18 protein-coding genes and 1 tRNA gene are annotated in these 22,731 nt (G+C 62.3%); 11 read left to right on the forward strand and 8 right to left on the reverse strand.

From position 1 onward, the window contains the following. Positions 1 to 7 precede the first annotated feature (7 nt). Positions 8 to 970, forward strand: coding sequence for a UbiA-like polyprenyltransferase (locus NXS98_RS08825; protein ID WP_283844595.1), 963 nt, complete (start codon positions 8 to 10; stop codon positions 968 to 970). A gap of 3 nt (positions 971 to 973) precedes the next feature. On the opposite strand, the gene NXS98_RS08830 is transcribed toward NXS98_RS08825, so the two are convergent. Both NXS98_RS08830 and NXS98_RS08835 read right to left on the reverse strand, forming a co-directional pair. Then, positions 974 to 1,047, reverse strand: a tRNA-Gln gene (locus tag NXS98_RS08830). Between the two features lie 173 nt (positions 1,048 to 1,220). Further along, positions 1,221 to 4,553: a UTP--glucose-1-phosphate uridylyltransferase gene (locus NXS98_RS08835; protein WP_283848147.1), complete on the reverse strand. Its 3,333-nt coding sequence runs from the start codon at positions 4,551 to 4,553 to the stop codon at positions 1,221 to 1,223. A 227-nt stretch (positions 4,554 to 4,780) separates the two neighbouring features. Between NXS98_RS08835 and NXS98_RS08840 the strand changes: the two genes are divergently transcribed. The 9 genes from NXS98_RS08840 (at position 4,781) to mnhG (ending at position 12,394) form a co-directional block, all read left to right on the forward strand. Next, positions 4,781 to 5,140 (forward strand): ArsR/SmtB family transcription factor, encoded by a 360-nt coding sequence (locus NXS98_RS08840; protein WP_283844596.1) that lies wholly within the window; start codon positions 4,781 to 4,783, stop codon positions 5,138 to 5,140. A 54-nt stretch (positions 5,141 to 5,194) separates the two neighbouring features. After that, positions 5,195 to 6,271: an ACR3 family arsenite efflux transporter gene (gene arsB, locus NXS98_RS08845; protein ID WP_283844597.1), complete on the forward strand. Its 1,077-nt coding sequence runs from the start codon at positions 5,195 to 5,197 to the stop codon at positions 6,269 to 6,271. 142 nt (positions 6,272 to 6,413) lie between these two features. Beyond that, positions 6,414 to 8,843 carry a hydrogen gas-evolving membrane-bound hydrogenase subunit E gene (gene mbhE, locus NXS98_RS08850; protein WP_283844598.1) on the forward strand — a complete coding sequence of 810 codons (2,430 nt, stop codon included), beginning with the start codon at positions 6,414 to 6,416 and terminating at the stop codon, positions 8,841 to 8,843. Beyond that, positions 8,840 to 9,442, forward strand: a complete 603-nt coding sequence (locus tag NXS98_RS08855) for an MnhB domain-containing protein (RefSeq protein WP_283844599.1) — start codon at positions 8,840 to 8,842, stop codon at positions 9,440 to 9,442. Before mbhE ends, NXS98_RS08855 begins: the two co-directional genes overlap by 4 nt. After that, on the forward strand, positions 9,432 to 9,785 hold the full coding sequence (locus NXS98_RS08860) for a sodium:proton antiporter (protein ID WP_283844600.1): 354 nt from the start codon (positions 9,432 to 9,434) through the stop codon (positions 9,783 to 9,785). Before NXS98_RS08855 ends, NXS98_RS08860 begins: the two co-directional genes overlap by 11 nt. Beyond that, positions 9,782 to 11,281, forward strand: coding sequence for a proton-conducting transporter transmembrane domain-containing protein (locus NXS98_RS08865; RefSeq protein WP_283844601.1), 1,500 nt, complete (start codon positions 9,782 to 9,784; stop codon positions 11,279 to 11,281). The genes NXS98_RS08860 and NXS98_RS08865 overlap by 4 nt, the downstream gene beginning before the upstream one ends. Further along, positions 11,278 to 11,754, forward strand: coding sequence for a Na+/H+ antiporter subunit E (locus NXS98_RS08870; RefSeq protein ID WP_283844602.1), 477 nt, complete (start codon positions 11,278 to 11,280; stop codon positions 11,752 to 11,754). The genes NXS98_RS08865 and NXS98_RS08870 overlap by 4 nt, the downstream gene beginning before the upstream one ends. Continuing rightward, positions 11,751 to 12,065, forward strand: a complete 315-nt coding sequence (locus NXS98_RS08875) for an MrpF/PhaF family protein (RefSeq protein WP_283844603.1) — start codon at positions 11,751 to 11,753, stop codon at positions 12,063 to 12,065. The genes NXS98_RS08870 and NXS98_RS08875 overlap by 4 nt, the downstream gene beginning before the upstream one ends. Beyond that, positions 12,062 to 12,394, forward strand: a complete 333-nt coding sequence (mnhG, locus tag NXS98_RS08880; RefSeq protein ID WP_283844604.1) for a monovalent cation/H(+) antiporter subunit G — start codon at positions 12,062 to 12,064, stop codon at positions 12,392 to 12,394. The genes NXS98_RS08875 and mnhG overlap by 4 nt, the downstream gene beginning before the upstream one ends. A 113-nt stretch (positions 12,395 to 12,507) precedes the next feature. Here mnhG and NXS98_RS08885 read toward each other — a convergent pair whose 3' ends face one another. From NXS98_RS08885 to NXS98_RS08910, 6 genes are all read right to left on the reverse strand, one after another. Next, positions 12,508 to 14,562 (reverse strand): NHL repeat-containing protein, encoded by a 2,055-nt coding sequence (locus NXS98_RS08885; protein ID WP_283844605.1) that lies wholly within the window; start codon positions 14,560 to 14,562, stop codon positions 12,508 to 12,510. Between the two features lie 52 nt (positions 14,563 to 14,614). Next, complete coding sequence (locus NXS98_RS08890; protein ID WP_283844606.1) at positions 14,615 to 16,840, reverse strand: formylglycine-generating enzyme family protein; 2,226 nt, start codon at positions 16,838 to 16,840, stop codon at positions 14,615 to 14,617. A gap of 27 nt (positions 16,841 to 16,867) precedes the next feature. Beyond that, positions 16,868 to 17,875 carry a glycoside hydrolase family protein gene (locus NXS98_RS08895; protein WP_283844607.1) on the reverse strand — a complete coding sequence of 336 codons (1,008 nt, stop codon included), beginning with the start codon at positions 17,873 to 17,875 and terminating at the stop codon, positions 16,868 to 16,870. 136 nt (positions 17,876 to 18,011) lie between these two features. Next, positions 18,012 to 18,686: a hypothetical protein gene (locus tag NXS98_RS08900; RefSeq protein WP_283844608.1), complete on the reverse strand. Its 675-nt coding sequence runs from the start codon at positions 18,684 to 18,686 to the stop codon at positions 18,012 to 18,014. A gap of 266 nt (positions 18,687 to 18,952) precedes the next feature. Beyond that, positions 18,953 to 20,386, reverse strand: coding sequence for a sigma-54-dependent transcriptional regulator (locus NXS98_RS08905; RefSeq protein ID WP_283844609.1), 1,434 nt, complete (start codon positions 20,384 to 20,386; stop codon positions 18,953 to 18,955). After that, entirely contained in the window at positions 20,361 to 21,701 is a 1,341-nt protein-coding gene (locus NXS98_RS08910) for a two-component system sensor histidine kinase NtrB (protein WP_283844610.1), read from the reverse strand. The genes NXS98_RS08905 and NXS98_RS08910 overlap by 26 nt, the downstream gene beginning before the upstream one ends. Positions 21,702 to 22,028: 327 nt before the next feature. Here NXS98_RS08910 and NXS98_RS08915 point away from each other — a divergent pair, with 327 nt between their 5' ends. Then, positions 22,029 to 22,730: a DUF4956 domain-containing protein gene (locus NXS98_RS08915; RefSeq protein ID WP_283844611.1), complete on the forward strand. Its 702-nt coding sequence runs from the start codon at positions 22,029 to 22,031 to the stop codon at positions 22,728 to 22,730. Position 22,731: the final 1 nt, after the last annotated feature.

The following is a 22,731-nucleotide window of genomic DNA, read 5'->3' on the forward strand; positions in this document are numbered from 1 at the left end:
CCCTCCCATGAAAAATCCTCGTGAATTCCCCGCCTTGCCGCTATCTTGTGGCCGCGTCATGACGGTGTTGCAACAACTCAAAAAATGGGGGGAATTTGTCAAATTCTCCCACACCGTGTTTGCCCTGCCTTTCGCGCTGGCCGCCATGGCCATTGCTGCGCGCGACAACCGCGGCTGGCCGGGATGGGAAAAATTTTTGCTCATCCTTGCCGCGATGGTCTGTGCCCGCACCTGTGCCATGAGCTTCAACCGCATTGTGGACCGCCGGTTTGACGCGCTCAACCCCCGCACCGCCGGTCGCCATCTTCCCACCGGCGCCATCTCCCTGACCGCCGCCTGGTCCCTCTGCGTCCTGAGCGGCCTGGGCCTGGTGGCGGCCGCTTACTTGTTAAATCCTCTGTGTTTTTACCTCTCGCCGGTGGCCCTGTTTTTCATCTGCTTTTATTCGCTCACCAAACGCTTCACCCATTTCACCCATGTCTTTCTGGGCGTGGCCCTGGCCCTCGCCCCCGTGGGCGCCTGGCTGGCTGTAAAAGGCAGCTCCGTGACCCCCTTGGAAATCGTGCAGATGAAACTTCTGGCCCTGGCGGTCATCCTCTGGCTGGTGGGTTTTGACATCATTTACGCCCTCCAGGACTACGAATTTGACCGCACCCACGGTTTGCACTCCCTGGTGGTGGCGTGGGGCCCCAAAAATGCGCTCGCAGCCGCCTTCCTTTCCCACCTGGCCATGGTGGCCGTGCTGGTAATCTTCGGGTTGCTGTGCCGCTTTCGCCTCGCCTATCTCGTGGGCATTGGCATCATCACCCTCTGTCTGTTCATGGAACACCTGCTCGCCCGCAAACGCACCCTGAACTGGATTCAACTCGCATTCTTCCGCCTCAACGCGCTCATCAGCGTGGTCTTTTTGGTGGTGGTGCTCGCCGAGGTCATCTTCAAGGGGGGCTTCCGCTTCACCGGCTTCAAATAAAATTGGCTGTCCGGCTTGGATTCGAACCAAGACAAAGAGCTCCAAAGACTCTTGTGCTACCGTTACACCACCGGACAGCCCACGCCCCATAACCTAAGCCTTCGGCCCGCCCGCGCAAGCTGTTTTTTGCGCGCGTGCCGGTGAAAACCGGTTGTCGGCAGCACCTGTCTTGCCGGAGCGTGCCTCCCCAAATGCCAGTGCAGGGAGCCATGAATGGCCCTCCATTCATGGAGGCGCCGCGCCTTCCGGCTCATTCCCACGCACACAGGCCTTCCACATGGGCCGCCGACCCATCCCGCAACCATCCGTCCAGTTGCGCCTGGTCCTTGAGCTGCTGGCCACGCAGGCGCGGCACAATTACAAACCGGCTATCCACCTCCGGCAATGTCGTCATGTCCCCCCACAATTTTTCAAACTGGGCCACGGGGTAAATATCCTCCTGCCCATGCCCCCACCGTTTCTTGACCTCCTTGAGCGTAATGTAAGTCGGCAGGCGCGCGGCGACATGCCGAATGCCCTCCAGGACTTTTTGCTCATGGCCCAAATCCGCCCGGGTCAATCCAAAAACCGCCAGCAAACGGTCCACGTGAATCCAGGTGGTCATCGAGTTGTAGAATGAAAGCTTGAATTCGTCCTCCTCCCGCGGCATGGCCAGTCCCTCCACCAGGCGCAGGCGCCCATCCACCCGCGCCAGCCCGCCCCCGCGATCTTCCAGCCGCCGGGTAATCACCTCAAAGGTCAACGTCGCCCCCGATTCGATATGCCAGCCCAGCAACACCGGATCCGCATCCGCCCCCAGCGTGTCAATGTTGTGCAACAGCAAATACTGCAACTGCGGCCGCTCCTCCAGCAACTGGCGCAGCACGCCATTGCGCAGCAAGTTGGGCACCTCATACCAATGCCCCACCGGATGCAGGCATTGCAACGGCACGTTGTCCGTGTAATCACTCCCCTCCCCCGCGCTGCGGGCCCATTGAATCAGCGCCGCATGCAAACTGTCGCGCACTTTTTGCGCCTGTTCATCCAGCATCTGCTGCGGCATTTCCTCCCACGCAAACCGCAGGTCCCGCTCCATCGGAATCAGCCGCAACCCAATGGACTTGCCCGGCGACAACCGCACCGGCCCCTCATACCCGTAATACCGCTGCCGCTCCAAAAACTCGCGGATTGGCTCATGACTCAAATAACTGGTGGTGAACACATGCGGCAGCCATGTCCCCACGGCGCGGCTCACGCGCCGGCTCTTGGCCAGATGCGCCTCAATAAACGTGCGATGCCGCCCGCCCAGCCGGGCAAAGGGATGCAACGCCTTGACCACCCCCGCCCCTTGCGTCCACCGGCTCCCTGCCCCCGCTGCCAGCGTCACAATGGCCAGCCGCCCCTCCCGCATGGCCTGCCAGCCCGTGGCTCGCAGCCGCTCCGCCTCCGGCGCATGGCGCAAATCCTTGACCTCCCCCGCCTGCGCATCCTCGATTACCGCATTGGCCGGCAGCCGGTTCTGGGCCAGCCCAATCCGGCCCCGGCGCAAATCCTCGCGGATGTGCTCATGCTGGGCGCGGTCAAAGCCGTATTCACGCAACCAATCCTCCAAGCTCTGGCCGTCGGCGGTCTCGCGTTTGCTGCGCGGCAGCATCACATCGAACAACATCTGCACCATGCCCCGCAATTCCGGACGATGCCGGCACGCCGCCGCAAACAAATCTAGCTCCGCCCGCCGCAACGGCGACAACTCGCGCCATTCGCGGCGAAGCAGTCCCGGCACTGTCAGGGTGTAATACCCCGAAGGCATCAAGGCTTCGGCCCCCTGCAACAACTCGGCCCACGTCCCCCTTTCGTTGATCGCAAAATCATACACCACCGGCTCCATGGCAAAGGGCAGCGCCGCCGCCAGCTCCCGCCGCGTCGCCGACATTATCGCCTGCAGCCGCTCCTGCGCCCGCGCCTTCTGCTCCGGCGCAAAAATGAAGCCCATCCCGCCGCCCGACATCCCGCCCAGCATCCAGAACCCCCAGAAATCCCGGCCAAAATCCGCAGCCACCCGTGAAATCAGCGTCTCGGTGTAATAATTGCTCGCCCACGGAATGATGGTTTGGATGGGGCCGCGGAAATTGCGCGTGGTCGCATCCCCAATGGCCGGCACGTCCCCCCGCTTCAATGCTGCTAAAATCTCGTCCAGTATCCCCAGCGCCTGCTGCCGGGCCTGCCATTCCGCCGCTCCGCGCAGCAGGTACTTCTCCGTGACCATTTCCAGAATGGGCCCCACATTTTGCGCCATCCCCCCGTGCACCAGCACCAGACTCTCCTGCAACTGCCGCCGGGTCTCCGCGCTGGCGTCAGCTTCGGTCAAAATGCGATGCGCCGGCATTAATCGCCCGCGGCTGATGCCATACTCGGGGTCGCCCTCGCTCGCCAACACCCCCGTAATCAATTTCATGCCCGGCCAGATGCCGCCGGAATCCTGCCAGCCCCCGCCCGAGCCGCCCAGCCACTCCCCCAGCAACGCCCGCGCCAAAATCACCCGTCGCTCCTCCTCCGCCAGCGCGCCAATGAGCGATTTAGCCTGCCCGGTGGCCCGCATGCACACGGCAATCAAGGACGCCAGCAAATTGGTGGACACCGCCAGCCGCGAGCCCTTGGGGATGTTGTTGACGCAGCTCACCAGTTCAATCCCCCGCCCCGGCCCCACCATCCGCGCCAGCAGCTCGGCCAGACTCTGGCCGGAGCCTTCAATCCCCGGCGGCACGATGCCCGCCGCAATCACCGCGGCTTTGAGCAATCCCAGATAATCCCGCGCAAAATCAAACACCTCCGCCAGAGTGGTAATATCCGCCGTCGCCCCCAAATCCACACTGGTCAGCCGCAGCAGGGGTTCTTCGATGACTCGAAAACACACCGTAATGGGCGGCGTAGGCTGCGGGTCCCGCCCATGCACACCCAAATTGATTGAAACATTCAACACCCGCGCTCCCTCCGGGTAATCCATCCCCAAAAAGAAAATGTCACTCCAGCCACAATGCGATAAATCCATCCGCACCGGCGTTTGCTCCCGCAAAATCGGGTAGCCTCCCGTTTGCGCGTCCCGCTGCAACAACTCCGGCCGCACCCGCAGCGGTTGATCCTGCGGATGTCCCATCCGAAACATCCACTGATTTCCGCGCACCGACCGCACGCTGCGGCGCACCTGATTGGCCAGGGTTTGAAAACCCAGCCGGTGATACGCCGCCGCCAGCGCGCTGGAAATGCCGTCACTGGGGCCATGCTGCCGCTGCGCCTCCAAGAACACCTCGATGGCCTCCTCAAAACGCCGTTGCAGCAAATGCTCGTAACCTCGAAATGGCAACAGCGCGCCAGCCCCTTCCGGCGCATCCATCAAATAACGCGGCAAATGAAAGCGATGCAGCGCATAAAGAAAAAACAACGCCCGCACCCGCTCGTACAAATTATCCGCCTTCCGCCGAAAATCATCCAATGCCGCGCACGCCGCGAGCAATTCCGCCAGCGGACGCCCCCGGCACCACGCGTCCAAAGACTGATTGCGCAACGCCGCATCCTGGCTCGTGATTATCTCAATTAACGCATGCATGGCCGCTTGTTGTCCCGCGCCCAGCGTCACAAAATTCCCGCCTCCCGTCAAACCCTTGGTCTGGCCGGCAACGCCATGCAATTCACCGCGGCCCGCCCAGACCGGCACTTCACCGGCCGGCAGGGCAACGCTAAAAGAATCGCCACGCATTGCTAAGGGGAATATTCCCTGCTCCCTCTTGCAGGCGGGTTTGACATTCTTAGTCATTTGGCTAACCTTGCATATGTATGCGGGCCTTGACCCAATACCTGAAAGCCCTGGCCGACCCCACCCGGCTGCGCCTCGTCCTGGCCTTGCAGGACGGCGAGCTGTGCGTCTGCCAATTAAACACGCTCTTTCCGCTGTCACCTTCCACCTTGTCGCGCCATCTGGCCGCCCTGGAACGTGCCGGCCTGGTGCAAAGCCGCAAGGAAGGGCGCTGGGTCTATTTTGCGCTGCCCCGCCGCGGCCTCGCGCCGGCGGCCCGCCAGTTGTTGCGCTGGGCCATGCACCACGCGGCCCGCGACCCCCAGGCCAGGGAAGACGCCCGCCACCTGCGCCAATGCCGGCGCTCCGGGCAAAAACCGGTTTGTCCCCCGGCGCCATGAGCTGGCGGGGGGCGCCCCCCCCGCCGTTCCTCGCAGCAACCCCAGGAACACTTTATGAGTGACACGACTAAAATTGCTAAAAAACTGAACTTCTTTGAACGCTACCTTTCCCTCTGGGTTATCCTGTGCATGGGCGCAGGCGTGGCCCTGGGCAAACTGGCGCCCGGTTTCATGAAAACTCTGGGGCAGCTCGAATTCGGCACGGGCTCGCAAGTCAACGTCCCCATCGCCATCCTCATTTGGCTCATGATTTACCCCATGATGCTGAAAATTGACTTCGGCTCCCTGGTGGGCGTGACCAAACGCCCCAAGGGCCTGCTGGTGACGCTCTTTGTCAACTGGCTCGTCAAACCCTTCAGCATGGCCTTCTTTGCCTGGCTTTTCATTCAAACGCTCTTTGCCCGGTGGATTGACCCCGAGACCGCCCGCAACTACACCGCCGGCCTTATCATCCTCGCCGCCGCCCCCTGCACGGCCATGGTCTTTGTCTGGTCCTATCTCACGGACGGCGACCCCGCCTATACGCTCGTGCAGGTGGCCGTCAACGACCTCATCATGCTCTTTGCCTTCGCGCCCATCGTCATGTTTCTTTGCGGCGTGGCCAATGTCATCGTGCCCTCCAAAGTTCTCATCACTTCCGTCGTGGTCTTTATCGTCATCCCGCTGGCCGCCGGTTATCTCACGCGCACGGTCCTCCTCAAATCCCACGGCCGCGAATGGTTTGAGCAAAAATTCCTTCCGCGTTTTCATCCCGTCACCGTGCTGGCCCTGCTGGCCACCCTGGTCCTGATTTTTGCCTTCCAGGCGGAAAACCTGACCACCCGCTGGTTTGCGGTGCTTCTGCTGGCGGTGCCCATCTTGGTGCAGGTGTATTTCAACAGCTCCCTCGCCTATTTCCTGATGCGCTGGTTCAAAGTCCCCCACAATGTCGCCTCCCCTGGCGCGCTCATCGGGGCCAGCAACTTCTTTGAGCTGGCCGTCGCTGTTGCCATCACCCTCTTTGGTCCCGCCAGCCCCGCCGCCCTGGCCTGTGTCGTCGGCGTGCTGGTGGAAGTGCCGGTCATGCTTTCGGTCTGCCGCATCTGCAACAGCTCCCGCGCCTGGTATCAGCGCGCCGTGCCGGCCGCCTGATGTCGGCCGCCCGGTGGCGGGGGCAATTTTTCCGCGCGCCCCAACGGTTTCACTTGGCCCACTGCCCGGGCCGGGCTAATCTTTTGCTCCATGGGTGCCAGTCGCCCACTGAGGCTGGCTGGCCTGCCCACGGGCCTTGAGCATGGATACAGGAGCCATTTGCCTGTTGCTGGCCATTGGCCTGCCCCTGGCAGGCTTTTTGTTGCCGGCAATCACAGGAAAACGTTTGGGACCGCGCACTGCCTGGGTGGCGCTGGGATTCCCGGTGGTGGCATTTGGGGCCTTGCTCACGCTGGCCTTGTCCCTCACCTGGCCAGCCCGCCTGGTCATGGAAATTCCCTGGATTCCCACTTTGGGCGTTAATCTCTCGTTTCTGGTGGATGGCCTGTCCCTCTTTTTCGGTCTGGTGGTCAGCGGCATGGGCTGCCTGATTTTCTTCTACGCCGGCCACTATTTGGATGACCACTTCGAGCATCACGGCCGCTTCTACAGCTACCTTGTCCTCTTCATGGCCGCCATGTTGGGCACGGTTTTCGCCAACAACCTGCTCCTGATGTTTGTTTTCTGGGAGCTGACGGGGCTGGCCTCCTTCCTCCTGATTGGCTTCCTGCATGGCGAGGAACAGTCGCGCGTTGGCGCCCGGCAGGCGCTGCTGGTGACCGCGGGCACCGGCCTGGCCCTGCTCGCCGGCCTGGTGATGATTTACGGGGTCACCGGCACTTATGATTTCAGTGTCCTGGCCAGTACCGGTTTGCCGTGGTCCCATCACGGCGGCTGGCTGGCTGCGGCCATGGTCCTTTTGTTAATCGGCGCCTTTGGCAAGTCGGCCCAATTCCCCCTGCATTTCTGGTTGCCTAACGCCATGGCCGCCCCCACTCCTGTCAGCGCCTACCTGCACTCGGCCACCATGGTCAAATTGGGCGTCTTTTTATGCGCCCGCATCTTTCCGCTCTTTGTGGACCACGTGGCCTGGGCCCCTCTGGTCAGCCTGGTGGGCTTCACCACCATGACCTTTTGCGCCGTGCTGGCCCTCCTGGCCCACGACCTCAAAGCCATCCTCGCCTTCTCCACCTGCAGCCAGATCGGCTACCTCATCGGTTATTACGGACTGGGACCGCCAGCAGGCGTGGAATACGACTACCTCCACATCTTCAATCACGTCCTCTACAAAGGCAGCCTCTTCATGGTGGTCGGCGTTGTCGCTCACGCCGCAGGCATTCGGGACATCCGCCAACTGGGCGGCCTCTTCCGCCGCCTCCCGCTCCTGGGCAGCGCCACTTTAATCGCCGCCGCCTCCATGGCCGGCCTGCCCGGCACCACCGGCTTCTTGAGCAAAGAAATGATGCTCAAAGAAATTTTTGAGGCCCTCGCCCCGCATGAATACCTGAGCTGGTTCGCCTGCTTTTGCGTGATGCTCACCAGCCTGGTCAAGGTGGCCTTCTCCACCCGCCTCTTTGCCAACATCTTCCTCGGCCCCGAACCGCCCGACATCTCCCGCCAATTTCATGCTCCCTCGCTGGGGATGCAACTGCCCCCCGCCCTGCTGGCGGGCGCGGCTTTGCTTTTTGGCCTGATGCCGGGGCTGTTGGACGCCCTTTTTCAACCCCTGGCCGTCGCCGGCCTGAACCGCCCCGGGCACCTTTCCCTCTGGCATGGGTTCACCCGCGAGCTGCTCGCCAGCACCCTCCTCGTCATTGCAGGCTTCGGCCTCTACTGGCTGGGCGTGCTCACTCAATGGCGCTGGCATGCCATTCCCAAAAGCCTCCAATTCGATCGTTTCTTTGAAGCAGCGCTCGACTTCCTGGCGCGTTTTGCCAAAGCCCTCACCCACTTTGTCCGCTCCGACACCCCCACCGCCTACCTGCCCGTGCTGCTGGGCTTTGTGTTGCTGACCGTGGGCGGTACGCTGGCCTGGCATTTCGGTCTCGACGCCCGCCTGATTACCCAGGTGGCCGCCGCGGACTGGCCCGCTCCTCAGCTCATGCGCGGCATGGTGGCCGGTTTGATCATCCTCGCCGTCATTGGTGTGCTCGTCCTCCCGCGCTGGACCACCCAGCTCATTTCGCTGAGCGTGGCGGGCTTTCTCATTTGCTTCTACTTCGTGCTCTATCGCGCCCCGGATTTGGCGCTCACTCAAATCCTCATCGAGGTGGTCACCCTCTTCCTCATCCTGTTGCTCCTGGGCCGCTTTCCCAAATCAGCCGAGGAAGGGGAAATTACCTGGCAGGCCCCCCGCTGGCGCCGCGCCCTGAATGCCGGGCTTGCCGTCGGCGTCGGCCTGCTGGCCACCTGCCTCATCCTTGTGGTCACCAGCCAGCCGGCCACCGAGCGCCTGGGCGATTTCTTCCTCGCCCAAACCGTGCCCCTTGCCGCAGGTCGCAATGCCGTGAACACCATCCTGGTGGACTTTCGCGGCTTCGACACCCTGGGCGAAATCACCGTCCTGCTTGTTGCCACCTTGGGAGGCCTCGGCCTGTTAATGCGCTACAAACGCACCCCTGAGGAATACCGGCAGGGACCGCTTGGCCCTCCAGGCATGGGCACTCCCCCCCACGAAAAGGAGGAGACATGAGAGGTCCGGACTCCTTCATCTTTCGCGCCATGGTGCGAGTGGCCTTCTTTCTCATCAACCTGCTCGCCCTCTACCTGCTGCTCCGCGGCCACAATCTCCCCGGCGGCGGCTTCATTGGCGGTCTGGCCACGGCCATCTCCCTGGTGCTGCTCAGCCTTGCTCTGGGCTTGGAGGAAATGCATCGCGTGCTGCGCTTTGACCCGGTGCGGCTCGCGGCGGCGGGCCTGTTGCTGGCCACCTTGACCGGCCTGCTCCCCCTGCTGGCCGGCCGCCCTTTCCTCGAGCATTTCAATGCCCATTTCACCCGCGTGCCCCTCCTGGGCGAATTGCATGTAGGCACCCCGCTGCTCTTTGATATCGGCGTCTTTCTGGTGGTGGTCGGCATCACCACCAAAATCATTTTCGTCCTCGCCAAATCCACCGCCGGCTTCCGCGCCATGGTCCAGGAGGAAGAAGCCCGTTACAGTTCGCCCCGGGAAACCCCCATCGAAAGCGACTGGCTGGCTGAAGCGGCGACTCCTCCCCAGCAGGAGAAATCGAGCGCTCCTCCGCCCGCCTCAGCTCACTCCCCAAGAAAGGAAGACCACCATGCAACTTGAAACCGCCATCTTGGTCGGGGTTCTGTTCGCCTGCGGAACTTATCTCATTCTGCAGCGCAGTTTCGTGCAGATACTCTTTGGTTTCGTCATCCTGTCCAACGCCGCCAACCTGCTGGTCTTGAGCATGGCCGGCCTGCCGGACGGCAAGACGCCTCCCATCGTTGGCGAGCCAGCGGCGCCCATGGTGGACCCCCTGCCCCAGGCCTTGATCCTCACGGCCATTGTGATTGGCTTTGGCGTCATCGCCTACCTGGTCCTGCTGCTTTACCGGCTCTTTTTGGACCAGCGCACCACCAACGCCGCCGAGCTGTACGCTGAAACGGAGGCCGACTCCCACGAATGAACTGGGCCGCCACACCACTGTTGATTCCCCTGCTCACGGCGCTGCTCCTCTTGTTGGGGCGCCCTGGGGTGGGCCGTCGCTACGTGGCGGCCTGCTCCGCTCTCCTCCAACTGGGCGTGGCGCTGTACCTGCTCAGCCGCACTTATGCCGGGGAAACTTTGGTGCTGCCCGTCGGCCGCTGGGCGGCACCTTTCGGCATCGTGTTGGTGATGGACACCCTCTCCGCCGTCATGGTGTGCCTGGCCTCCCTCATCGCCCTGGCCTCCCTCCTCTACGGCTTTGCGGAAAGCCCCGTCCACCTGGAGCACCCCTTGCGCCTGCCGCTCATGCAATTTCTCCTCCTCGGCATCAACCTCTCCTTCTGCACGGGCGATCTCTTCAACCTTTTCGTCGGCTTCGAAATCATGCTGATTGCCTCCTACGCCCTGCTCACCCTCGAAGCCGATGACTGGGACATCAAACAAGCCTATCCCTACGTGGCCATCAATCTGGTGGGCAGCGCACTATTCCTGTGTGCCGCCGGCCTGGCTTACGGTCTGTTTGGCACGCTCAACTTTGCCGACATCGCCCTGCGCAGCGCCACGATGGGCGCCGACCCCCGCGTCCAAACCCTGGCCATGCTGCTGCTGGTGGTCTTTGGCATCAAAGCCGGCCTGTTTCCCCTCTATTACTGGCTGCCCAACAGTTATCCCACCCTCCCTTATCCCCTGGCCGCGCTGTATGCCGGCATGCTGACCAAGGTGGGCGTGTACGTCCTCGCTCGTGTTTTTGGCACCGTGCTGCCCCATGATTTGCATTTCGCCCATCAGGGGCTCGCCGTCCTGGCCGGCTTCACCATGGTCATCGCCGTGCTCGGCGCCCTCTCCCGCCAATTCATTCGCGGCATTCTCTCCTTTCACATCCTCAGCCAGATTGGCTTCATGGTCCTGGCCATTGGCTTTTTCACTCCTCTCGCTTTCGCTGCCGCCATTTTTTACATTATTCACCATATCATCGTTAAAGCTTCCCTTTTCCTCATCGGCGGAGTGGCGGCAGAACTCAACGGTAGCGACAATCTGGCGCGGGGCGGACACCTGTGGCGTCATGCCCCGTGGCTGGGCGTCCTCTTCCTGGCCCAGGCCCTTTCGCTCGCGGGTCTGCCGCCCCTCAGTGGTTTTTGGGGTAAATACGTCATCCTGGTGGTGGGCTTCGAGCAGGGACGCTATCTTCTGGTGCTGGCAGCCTTGGTGGCCAGTCTGTTGACGCTGATGAGCATGTTGAAAATCTGGAATGCCACCTTCTGGGGGGGCAACGCCCACACCCCCCTGCGCCTCGAAAGTCCTCGCTGGCGGCCCATGACCTGCGTCATTGCGGCCCTCACCCTCCTGTCACTGGGCATCGGCCTGGGCGCGGAAGGAGTCATGCAAATCGCCCTGCAAGCCGCCGCCCAGGTTCTGGACCAGCAAGGCTACGCTGCCGCCGTCTTCAGCGCTATGGGGAAAGGAACACTCCCATGAAAGCCTTCGGCTTGAACCTGCTTATCGCCACCATCTGGCTGCTGCTCAGCCAGGCGCCTTCCCCGGCAGTGTTCGCCCTCGGTTTTCTGGTGGGCTTCATCTTCCTTGCCGCCTTCCGGAGCGTGGTGGGCGCGGAGAATTACATCCGCCGCTGGGCCGGCCTGGCCCGTTTTCTCTGGTTCTTCACGCGAGAGTTCATCATCGCCAACCTTAACGTCGCCTGGACCGTCCTCTTTCGCCCCCTCGCCGCCTTGCGCCCCGGATTTGTCGCCTACGATGTCACCGGCCTCACCCGCACAGAAATTCTCATTCTCTCCTACTGCCTGACTTTGACCCCCGGCACCACCACCGTCGAAATCAGCCCGGACTTTCGCACCCTGATTTTTCATGCCCTGGACGCGCAAGACCCGGAACAATTGCGCGCCCAGCTTGACCAAAAACTCAAACCCGCCCTCCTGGCCTTCACCCGATGATCGCCATCGTCATCCCCATTGCCTTTGCGATGCTTTTCCTGGCCATCCTCCTGGGTCTCTATCGTCTGGCCCGCGGTCCCACCGTCCTGGATCGCGTGCTGGCCTTTGACCTGATTACCACCTGCGCTGTCGGCATGATTATCCTGCTCTCCATCCAGTGGCAAACTCCCTTGTTTCTGGAGCTGATTCTTGTGTTTGCCCTCCTGGGCTTTTTAACCACCGTGGCGTTCGTTGGCCATCTGCGCCAAACCCGCCAGCCCCCCGGTCCTCCATCCACCCCCTCTTCACCCGCATCTCCCGGCGCCCCATGATTGAATTACTGACCTTCCTTTGTCTGCTCCTTGGCGCTGCCCTGATGCTCACCGCCGCCATCGGCGTTGTGCGTCTGCCGGATGTCCTCTGTCGCTCTCACGCGGTCGCCAAGGCCCTCACCCTGGGCATTTTCCTGATGCTGATGGGTCTCTGGCTGCAACTCGAAGACCCGCGGCAGGGACTTAAAATTGTCCTCGCCATTTTCTTCCAGGTGCTCACCATCCCGGTCTCCAGCCATCTCATCGGGCTTATCAGCCGCCGCGAGATGTCTCCACTCCCCTCCGCTCCACCCTCCACGGAAAACAAGCCCCGCACAATACGCCCCTAGCCCCCCGCCAGGCAGCCCACTCTTATCACCGCAGGGTAAAGCAGCGCGCCCTGCTCCCTCTGGGCACAGGGGTAAAGAGGTCTGCCGGGGAAAATCATGAACCCTCCCCAACCTCAAGGCCGCCACCGATACATCACATTCTTCGTGTAGCCGTCGTCCTCAAGGAAAACCAAATACTCCCCGTTGGCCCGCCGAAACACATTCAAACTGTGCACCATGTCTTGCAACGCATCCATCGGCACCGTACCCGTCCGAATGCCATCCGGCTGCATGTGCCCCAAATAACGCCGGTCACTCTTGTGGAACACCATCACTGTGCCCGGAGGCAACTGGCGCGAGGGCAACTGCCCGGCATACACCACAAAGACAAAATCCCCCTCCACCGCAAAATCAAACGGTTCATAAGATTCATGTCCCCCCTTGCCTTTCTCATGCGGCAACACTTCATGCCACACCAGCCGGCGCTCGCCATGCCAGGCGTCATATCTCGCCAGGTTCGGCCCCATCGGCTTCCAGTGCTCCGCGCGCGCCTGCGCGGTGGAGCCGCCCAGGTACAGCGCATCCGCCGCGCGGTCATACACAATGCGCCGCAATTCCGTGAAGGGCGCCGGCACGGGAAAACTCTTCTTTTCCGCCAACCGATACACCGGCACCCCGTTGGGCAGAATCTCCGCCAATGGATAATGGAAAATGCCGCCGCGCAAGGGCGCCTGCCACACGCCGCCGTTGGGTTCCACAAACCACCCTCGTGTCTCCCCCGTGGCATGGGGCGCGCCCTCCCCCGCGTCTTTGCGTCCGTTGCCATTCGCATCCACCCACAACTCCCGCGTGCTGAAATGCGCGCAAAACACTGCAATCTCCCCCTCGCGCTGCGGGTCCAGCCGAAAAACATACAAGCTGCCGCCATTCATGTCGGGCATGAACAAATAGGGCCGCCCTTGCAGCACGCGATGCCACACCCCGCCGATGGCGGCCGATTTCAACCGCGGGTCTTCCGGGTATTTGTCCGGATGCAACGTGATGGCCGCCAACGCCCATTGCTGCCCCGGCGGACGTGATACATCCAGCGTGTACCGGTACTTGCTGCCATACAAAATCGTGCCGTCCGTGGAACGATCCACATCCACCGTGTCGAGCCATTCCGTGCTCATCACCCGCCAGTTCAACCGGCCGCCGGGCGCGTAACTTTGAATGATTGCCGTGCCGCCGTGCGCCCCGCCATACGGCCCGCAGGCCACATACACATTGCCCTGTGCGTCCCCGCCCACCCCAATGGGCGCGATGAACCGCCGCTCGCCAAACGCCCCCGGCGTCTTTCCACCAAACACCCCGCCCTCCTCGCCCAAGACCTGCTCCAACCGCGGCTGCCGCTCCAGTTGCCCATAAATCAACACCTGCCGATTCGTGCCGCCATCCGCAATCAACAGCCGCTGACTGGGGGTAATCGCCACATCCACCGGCACCCTCCCCGCCGGCAACTTGACCACCTGCGGCAGCGCCTTTCCCTGCGCGTCAAAGCGCTGGATTACCCGGCTCTCCGTGTCAATCACCCACACCTGCCCGCTTGCATCCGCCGCCAGCTCACCGGGTGAAGGCGCCGGCCAATCGCCCACCGGTTGCAGCTCAAGGTCATACACCCGCACCCGGCCATCGGCGCAGGCCACAAACACCCGTTCCTCCGTGGCCGCCACCCCGCGAATTTTCACGCCAATTTCCACCCGCTTCTCCGCCTTGCGCGCGGCAATATCTGCCCGGTCCCGTCGCGCCAGGTTGGTGCCCATGATCTTGCCGTCGTGATCTCCCTGCCCGCTTTTGCCGGTGGCAAAAAAGATATAACGCGAATTGACCGCTATGGATTCGCCCACCAGCCGGTCAATGCCGCCACGCTTCCAATGCGCCGTTTGCTGCACCAGCCGCCCGTCCTTGAACGCCGCAATATTCCCCCGATGCTCCTCCCAGCCCACCGTCGTATAGACCGTGCCGTCCGAAGCCACCGCAATATCCTGCACGTCCTGCGGCACCCACCCTCCCTCGCCGCCGGCAAAAGTATTCCCAATCCACGACACCTCACAACGCAAGGGCGCATCCGCCCCCACAACCGGCGTCACCACCACGGCCCAGCCCATGATGACCAACCCCAAAATCAAAGTGAGAACCTTGCTTTTCATTTTTTATTTTGTCCTGGACGTTACCCTGTCTTTCCACCTTCAACCTTCCTTCCTATCCCGCCAAATCCACCGCACACCGAAAACCCACCGTCGCCCACCGGTCCAGCCCGGGCCAAAAGCACAGGAGTTTGGCGGTATGCGGATTGGGACGCGGCCCGCCATCGAAGTACCAGACCGAGCCCTTCGCCTCGTACCAACAGCCGCCCTTGAGCAGCACAAAACGGTTGCGCCCATCAGAGTGCTCGCTTTCGGTCAGCTCCCACACATTGCCGCAGCAATCATACAGTCCAAACGGTGAACGCCCGTGCGGAAACGCCGTCACCGGCGTCGTACCCCCCTTCTGCCCGCCATTGCGCCGGGCCGCATCGTCCTGATTGCCCCATGGATACCGAAACGCCGCCGGCCCTTGCGCCGCATATTGCCATTCCTCTTCCGTGGGCAGACGCTTGCCCGCCCAGGCCGCATAAGCGCGCGCATCCTCCAGCGTCACATAGACCACCGGATGCTCCTCCAATCCCGCTGGAATTCTCCCGTTCTCCCAGTGCTTCAAAAAATTGTCCCGAATGGCAGGCCGGTATTTCGAGGCCCTCAAAAACTCGGCAAACTGCCGGTTGGTTACCGGCGTGGCGTCCATGGCATAGGGCTTCAAGACCACCCGCCGCGTAAAAGTGCGCAGCCCCCTGCCCGAATAAGGACGATCCGGCGACGCCGCGTAATACCCCAGCTCGCGCTCCGTGAATTCCACCGTCAATTCGACCTCGGCGCCGGGAATGCGGACCATACCCTCCGGCACTTGCCGATAAGGCGCGGTGGGAACCATGGACACCCGCCGGGCATGGGAGCGACCATGCGCCGTATCCTCACTGGCCCGTGCGTGAACCGCTCGCTGACGGCGCAGAAAGGCACTCCATCCGGCGGGCAGGGGTCCCTTTTCAAGCGCATAGAAACACCCCACCCCGCGCGGCCCAATTTTTCCCGAAAGCACCAGGCTGCCCTCGCGGGTTTCCCCGCGAATTTCCACGCCCTGCACCAAATCAAAGCACCGCAGGCCGCCAGCGCCTTCAATCGCCAGCAGCGGCCCCTGCACAGCCTTGGTCGCGCGATTCACCAGCGTCCACAGACGTTCCCGGCCCTCCCCCCATTGCGAGGCAAATACGTCCGGCTGCAATGTCGGCACCAGCGGCGTCCAGGCCTCGCCGGAAAACAGGGCGGCAAACCGCCGTTGAATGGGCAGCATCGCCCGCAAGAGGGACTGGTCCCGCGGATTCCACCCCACCCACTGGCCAAAGACGTTTTCCCACACCATCATGCCACTGCCGTTCATCCAGGCGGTGTGCAGCTCGCTGGAATGGTCCCACTCCCACCGCCGGATTTGATGCTGCATGTGGCGCCGCTCAAACCACTTATTGCGCAGCACACCCGGGGCGCGACTGTCATATTCCGACCACCATTGCGCCCATGACAAATGATGATCGTGAACGTTCTGCAAAGGCAGCTCCAACTCCCCCTCCAGCGCCACCCCACGCCGCACCGCATCCAGCCGCCGGCGGAAATCCCCCCCCGCTCGGTCCATGGTGTCCAGAAAGATGCCATCGGCCTCCAAATCGGCCACCATGCGAACCAGTGACACCAGATGCTCCTCGCCGCCCAAGCGGGTCCCTTTATCCCACGGGTTGTAACAAAGAAATACTTTTACGCCGCGCGCCTGAAATCGCCGGACCATCTTGCGCACTCCGGCCAGCCCCCCGGGCAACTGCCGGTAATAATCAAACTGGTTGCGGTCATCCAATCCAATCCACGGGTAGGCCTGCCAGAGTACCACCGCGTCATAGCCACCAAATTTTTCTGCCTCCTCCGCCAAAAACTCCTCCACCCGATAACGCCCGCGCCGCGCGTCCAGAAACCGCTCGTCATTCAACATTAAAAAACAGCAGGAAAAGCAGGACGGCACCCAGGCGAAGTCCGCCCGCCGATAAAGCGCGTCGGAGTAATTCAAACGCGCACGAGCCTCCGCTCGCATTTTCACCAGGGCGGCGCGCCAAGCCGGCCACAGAGCCGGATCCGTTGGTGCCTTGATCAGCGCTGCAGGAAATCCATCCTGCCCCACCGGCACCAAAGGAGCGCTCTCCGTCGCCGCCGGTGACTGGCCGCGCAGCCGCGCAGCCAGCACGAAAAATGCCCCGCCCATCGCCAGACACCGCAGCCATTCCCGCCGTCCCAAGGCTCCGGCGGCCGCCGGACTCGGCTGTCGTTTACCCTGTGATTTTGACCTGCTCATGCCCATGCCTTCACGCCGCCCGGCCCCTCAAGGCTTCGGTGGTAATGCGGCTTCATTCCAATAACGCTCGCGCTGCGCCAGAAATTCAAACACCACGCGGTGATAGGGGCTGAACCGAGGCTCTGGGATGCCACTGGGGGGACAAGCTGGCGTGCCGTAGCCGGTTTGAAACATGTCATGATGGTAAACCACGTAGGCCCCAAGCTGCCATACCGCGTAAATCTGCAAAATGTGGTCGTACGGCGAGGTGGCCCCGCGCGGCCCGCCAAATTGCGGCGTGCCGTTGCGGGCCGGTTCATCATCCACCACCGGTTTTTTGAACTTCACCAACAGACTGGCAATCTCGCGCGGGGCAATCTCCCAATGGCGGCCCTTGCCCTGGCGCGTGGTATGGGGCGTGAGGAAATCCAGCGCGGCGTTCTCCTCGTCGCTGCCCAACACCCCCGCCACTCCCGGCGAGCTGGTGACCAGCCGCCGGGCATCCTCCGCCTTGATGACCCGCAGCAGTTCAAGCGTGCGATGCGACTTTTCATTCCAGATTTGGAAGGCCACGTTGCGCCACGGCTTCAACTCGCGGGTCAAGGCGGCCACCGCCTTGTCCTGCGCCGCTGGTTCAAGGTATTTGCCCTCCCGGTAACTCTCCTGCGAAAAAAGGCACAACTCAATGACAAAGCCCACGGCATCTGCATCGGCAAGGATGGCCTTGAGCGTCGCCAGCGGCCCGGGCCGCAACGCACCGTCCTTTTTGTATATCGTGGCCTCCGGCCCTGCATCCACAAAACCACGAGCATTGTCCCACTGGCACCAGACGCGCAGCACATTGATGCCGTGCGCGCGAAACTCATCCAACCACCGGCGGCGGCTGGCCGAGTCCTGATTGAAAGTGGGATTGTAAATGGCATTGAAAAAACTGACACCGGTGAATGGAAACGGTTTTCCATCCAGCGTGAACCGCGTGCCAGAAATGCCCAGCTCCGCTGCGGACATTAAATTGCCCAGCAGCAAGAGCGCCAGCAAGCCAGACCAAGATTTCATAAGCCTATTAAAGACATTCCCGCCTCCCCGCATCAACCGCGTTCCAATAAGACTCCGGTGTCCATCCTGATTTTTCACCATGAAAAGTCTCAATGAATCATCACCTCTGCCGCTGCCGTGCGGCGTTTTTCAAGCCTCATTGCACCATGAATCTGCGGCTTTCCCTGAAACGCTGCTGGCCTTCCTTGACCACACGGCGAACGACCTCCAGCGGGCCAGGTGTGCCGGGCATTTCGATCTGCTCGGTCCATTCGTGACGATGGCCGGGAGCCAGTGTCAGTCTCCCTCCCCGGCGTGAAAGCACCTGGCCTTCACGCCGGAATTCAATTTCCCACTCCACCTGATCCCCACTCCAATCTTCATTGAACAACACCAGCCGCCGGGGAACTTTCGCGCCGGCCGGCAGCACCGGCAGTTTCCCGCCAGGCCGCAACGGGGCAATACCCAGTTCGTCGTAATCGCGGTCATATAAAGCCACCGCCAGGTTGGAGTTTTTTAGAACTTCCACCCGCCACGAACCAGCGGGTTCTGTGCGCACCCAGGCCAGGGTCTTGGGGCGAAAGTCGGCAATGCCCAGGTAACGCAGGCCGCGATTCCACAGCCCAAGCCAGTCCTTCGTATTTTCAGCACGGGCACGGCGGGCTTCCGGAGTGTCGCCCATCCCAGGCGCGGTCACTGACGTCTGAAAGTACTCCCCCACCGCCACCGGCTTGCCGGCCACCAACAGGCGCCGCCAGGCATAAAGGCCGGCGTCGGGCTGGTCCGGCGCCAGACCAGGATAGTGATAGGAGACAATATCCTCGTCCCGCACCTCGGCGCATTGCCAAGGCCAACCCTTTCCCGACGTGATTGCGGTTTCGGCTGTGGACTGGTCTGGAAACCTCAGCCCTCCGGCGGTGTTTGAGCGGCGGGGAATTAGGCGGCGCCATAGAATTGTCTGGCGCGGGCAAAGGCCGCGCAGGACCCAACTCTTGAGCGAGGGGGTGGCGGGCAAGCGACCGCGGTTCCACAGTGGGGACAAGGTGAGCTGCAGGCCTTGCGGAATCCGGCTGCCGGCGCCTGCATCGCCACCCCGCCTCACGCGGTTCCGGGTGGAGGCGGATTACGCTGCGGCAGCAGACCGAATTCAGTCAGTTTGTCGTGCATTTTGAGGCGGGTGACGCCCAACCAGCGGGCCGCCTTGGCTTGGTTGCCCTGCGCGAGCCGGATGGCTTGGGAGTAGAGTTCCGGTTCGATGTCAGCAATCAGGCGGTGAAAAGCGTCCTCCACCTCCCCGCGCTGGGCGCGGTCCAGGAGTTCGGTAATGTAGCCAGCAATCGTCAGATGGCGGATGTCCAGCGCTTGCGCGTTGCGGGCCAGGACTTGTTGGACGTGGTCCAGTCCCACAGCAAAAGGCCGGGCGAGGAGCATGGCTTGGCGGAGTACGTTTTCCAGTTGGCGCACGTTGCCCGGCCAAGGTTGGCGCTGCAACCAAGCGATCGCCTCCGGCTGGATGGACGGATCGCGGATGGCCAGGTCCGTGGCATGTCGCTGCATGAAGAAGCGGACCAAGTCGGGGATGTCTTCGGCGCGGTCGCGCAGCGCCGGCAGGCGGAGGGTGACAACGCTGAGCCGATAAAACAAATCCTCACGGAACTCGCGTTCGGCAATTGCCTTCTCCAAGTCCTGATGGGTGGCGGCCAGCACACGCACATTGACGTGGATGGTTTCATCACCCCCCAACCGCTGGATGCAGCGTTCTTGCAGGACCCGGAGGAGTTTGGCCTGGGTGCCGGGCGACAAGTCACCGATTTCGTCAAGAAAGATGGTGCCGCCGTGAGCTTGTTCAAAACGCCCAATACGGCGCGTCTGCGCGCCGGTGAAAGCCCCGCGCTCATGACCGAACAATTCGCTTTCCAGCAACGTTTCCGGGATCGCGGCGCAGTTGACGGCGATGAACGGCTTGTCGGCGCGGTCGCTGTGTTGATAAAGGGCGCGGGCAACCAGCTCTTTGCCCGTGCCGGTGGCGCCGCGGATCAGCACGGTAACGGGGGTGGCGGCCACGCGGCCAATCTGTTTGTACACTTCCTGCATGGCGCGGCTGTTGCCGACCAGGGCGAAACGGGCCTCGCGTGCCTCGCCCAGTTCCACCGGGATGGTCATGCGCTGGGAATGGGCGACCGCCGAGGCGATCAGGTCCAGGAGTTCCTCCGGCTCGCAGGGTTTGAGGAGGTACTCGAAGGCACCCAGCTTGGTCGCCTCAATGGCGGTTTCGGTGGTGCCGTGGGCCGTCATCATGATGATGGGCAGCCGGGGTTTGGCGGCATGAAGTTGGGAGATCAAGCTCAGGCCGTCCAGCCCCGGCAGTTTCAGGTCGGTCAAGATCACGTCATAAGGCTGGCACTGGCTCTGGGCAAGCCCCTCATCGCCGCGGGCAACGTGGTCCACCGCATAGCCTTCGCGGGTCAGCAGCTTTTGAAGGATGGCCGCAAGCCGGGCGTCGTCTTCAATGAGAAGGATTCGGGCTGTCATGATATTCAGTGCGTGGCAGCACAACCTGGAAGGTGGTGCCACGGTTGAGCTGGGTTTGGTATTGGAGCACGCCGCCGTGTTTTTCAATGATGCGCTCGGAGATGGCCAGGCCCAGACCAGAGCCGCCAGCCTTGGTCGAAAAGAACGGATCAAAGAGGCGGGACTGCACGTCGGGCGGGATGCCTTTGCCGGTGTCAGCAATTTCGAGGATGGCGGCGGGGACAGAGCGGCCGTCCAGCCGCGCCGCGCCTTGGCGAAGGCGGAGCGTGACGGTTCCCTGGCCCTCGATGCTGTCGGCGGCGTTCTGGACCAGGTTGATCAATACCTGTTCAAGCTGCTGCTTGTCGGCCCGCAACTGAAGATCCTCGCCCAATTCGAGCACCAGGCGGATGCCGCGCGCCTGGAGCTGGGGCCGGAGCAAGGCGTACACCGTTTGCAGCGTCTGCTGGGCGGAAATGACGGCCATGGAGGGTTCGGAGGGGCGGGCAAACTGCAGGAAATCCTTGAGGATGCGTTCGAGGCGGTTGATTTCATCACCCATCACCACCACATCGTCATGATTGGCGAATTCCGGGGGCAATGACTCCTTGAGGCTGAAGAGCCGAAACTTAAGCGAAGCGAGCGGATTGCGGATTTCATGGGCCACACCGGCGGCGAGCGTGCCCAGGGAGGCCAGCTTCTCCTGTTTTTCGAGCACCGCCTGGGCGGCGCTCAGGCGGCGCCGCAGGGGAGCCACGGCGAGCCGGTGGGCGAGCAGGAAGAGGGTGGAGGTGCACAGAATCAGCATCCCCAGAGCCATCAGGGCGGATTGTTGAAGCCCCACCAAGGTGCGGTGGGATCCGCCGAGGAAGGTGCGCCAGGAGGTCTTCTGCGAGGCGATCAGCCGGTCGCTGAGGTCACGGAGGGGCTGCGAGATTTGGTGTATCTGCGCCGCAACGACCGCGGCGGAATCCTTGCGCACCGCCCGAACGCCCTTGTCCAAAAGTGGCGCAGCATCGGCGAGATAAGCGGTGAAGGCCTGCTCCCACTGCGCAACCAGATTGGTTTCCAGCGCGCTGGCCAGCCGCGGCCGGGTGCGGGCGAGGAGTTCGCCCAGCGCGCGCGCCTCCTCGTGAAACCGGTCGCGTTCCTTGGCGCTGTCGGAAAGCTGGAAGCGGAGCAGGCTGCCATCCAGCCGCTCGACCCCGGCGCCGAGGCGGGTACCAAGGTAATAACTTTCGGCCTCCATGGCGGCGAACTCGTGCTGCAGTTCGGCCAGCTGCGTCCAAATTTGGCGGGTGATCCACCCGATGAGGCTCGCGGCCAACAGGGCCATCAGCGCGAGTGCCGCCAGCCGACCCCGCGAGGCGTCGGCTGGCCGGCTGCTACTTTCTCGAACAGCAGTGCTACGATTTGTTGCATTCATCGTTCGTCCGCATCGCCCATAACCCCAAAAGTAGGCTGTTTTTCAGCATTTTTGCCGCCCGGCACATAATGTGCTGAGGGCTGGCAGAATGAAAGCTAGAACCGTGCCTGATCAAAGCAGTCGGAAGGGGATGCGCCACCATGGGCAATGTTCAACTGCCGGGGCGTTCGCGGGGGCCGTGGGAAGCCACCCGCCAGACACCGACGCGGAGATTTCGTTGGGGTGCGGAGAAAGGCGATGATGGAAACGATTAATCTGGAATGGTTCACGGGGGGCGATTTGGGGACCACGCCGACCAACTGGCCCGCGCTGGTCTTGGGTCTGTTGCTTTCGATGGCGTGCGGCCACGTGGTGTCGTGGGTCTATATGACCACCCACTCCGGCCTGTCGTACTCGCGCACCTTCGTCAACTCACTGGTGTTGCTGCCGCCAATTGTATGTCTGGTGATGCAGGTGCTGACCAACAACTTGGTCACGGCGTTTGGCCTGATGGCAGTCTTTGCCATTGTGCGATTCCGCAACATCCTCCGGGACACGCTGGACACCACCTACCTGCTGATTAGCTTGGTGGTGGGAATGGCGGCGGGCACCCAAAAATTCGCCAGCGCGGCAGTCGGGTGCGCGCTGTTTTCGGTGGCGATGCTCTATTTGTGGTACTCCTCCTACGGCAGCCGGCATCGGTACGACCTGATCGTCAATTTGCACTGGGAGCGGACTTTGAATGAGCTGCCCGAACTGACACGCTTGTTAAGCCGGCATAGTTGGCGCGCACATTTGGCCAGCCAACGGACGAACGATGGCTATGAGGGCGCGGATTTGTCGTACCGACTGCTGCTGCGGAATCCAGCACGGGTGCAAGACCTGCTGAGCGAATTGCGGGCGGTGCCCGGCGTGTCGCGGGTTTCTTCGATGGCGGCGGAGGACGAATCGGAAATCTAAA

Origin of the sequence: Fontisphaera persica (genome assembly GCF_024832785.1) — a bacterium.
GTDB classification, from domain to species: domain Bacteria; phylum Verrucomicrobiota; class Verrucomicrobiia; order Limisphaerales; family Fontisphaeraceae; genus Fontisphaera; species Fontisphaera persica.

Bases quoted from the DNA above. Each gene is read 5' to 3' on its own strand.
- NXS98_RS08835 (WP_283848147.1), bottom strand. From the start codon at position 4,553: ATGCATGCGTTAATTGAGATAATCACGAGCCAGGATGCGGCGTTGCGC.
- NXS98_RS08885 (WP_283844605.1), bottom strand. From the start codon at position 14,562: ATGAAAAGCAAGGTTCTCACTTTGATTTTGGGGTTGGTCATCATGGGC.
- NXS98_RS08840 (WP_283844596.1), top strand. From the start codon at position 4,781: ATGCGGGCCTTGACCCAATACCTGAAAGCCCTGGCCGACCCCACCCGG.
- NXS98_RS08870 (WP_283844602.1), top strand. From the start codon at position 11,278: ATGAAAGCCTTCGGCTTGAACCTGCTTATCGCCACCATCTGGCTGCTG.
- NXS98_RS08910 (WP_283844610.1), bottom strand. From the start codon at position 21,701: ATGGCCCTGTTGGCCGCGAGCCTCATCGGGTGGATCACCCGCCAAATT.
- NXS98_RS08915 (WP_283844611.1), top strand. From the start codon at position 22,029: ATGATGGAAACGATTAATCTGGAATGGTTCACGGGGGGCGATTTGGGG.
- NXS98_RS08855 (WP_283844599.1), top strand. From the start codon at position 8,840: ATGAGAGGTCCGGACTCCTTCATCTTTCGCGCCATGGTGCGAGTGGCC.
- NXS98_RS08875 (WP_283844603.1), top strand. From the start codon at position 11,751: ATGATCGCCATCGTCATCCCCATTGCCTTTGCGATGCTTTTCCTGGCC.
- NXS98_RS08825 (WP_283844595.1), top strand. From the start codon at position 8: ATGAAAAATCCTCGTGAATTCCCCGCCTTGCCGCTATCTTGTGGCCGC.
- NXS98_RS08865 (WP_283844601.1), top strand. From the start codon at position 9,782: ATGAACTGGGCCGCCACACCACTGTTGATTCCCCTGCTCACGGCGCTG.
- mbhE (WP_283844598.1), top strand. From the start codon at position 6,414: ATGGATACAGGAGCCATTTGCCTGTTGCTGGCCATTGGCCTGCCCCTG.
- arsB (WP_283844597.1), top strand. From the start codon at position 5,195: ATGAGTGACACGACTAAAATTGCTAAAAAACTGAACTTCTTTGAACGC.
- NXS98_RS08890 (WP_283844606.1), bottom strand. From the start codon at position 16,840: ATGAGCAGGTCAAAATCACAGGGTAAACGACAGCCGAGTCCGGCGGCC.
- NXS98_RS08895 (WP_283844607.1), bottom strand. From the start codon at position 17,875: ATGAAATCTTGGTCTGGCTTGCTGGCGCTCTTGCTGCTGGGCAATTTA.
- mnhG (WP_283844604.1), top strand. From the start codon at position 12,062: ATGATTGAATTACTGACCTTCCTTTGTCTGCTCCTTGGCGCTGCCCTG.
- NXS98_RS08905 (WP_283844609.1), bottom strand. From the start codon at position 20,386: ATGACAGCCCGAATCCTTCTCATTGAAGACGACGCCCGGCTTGCGGCC.
- NXS98_RS08860 (WP_283844600.1), top strand. From the start codon at position 9,432: ATGCAACTTGAAACCGCCATCTTGGTCGGGGTTCTGTTCGCCTGCGGA.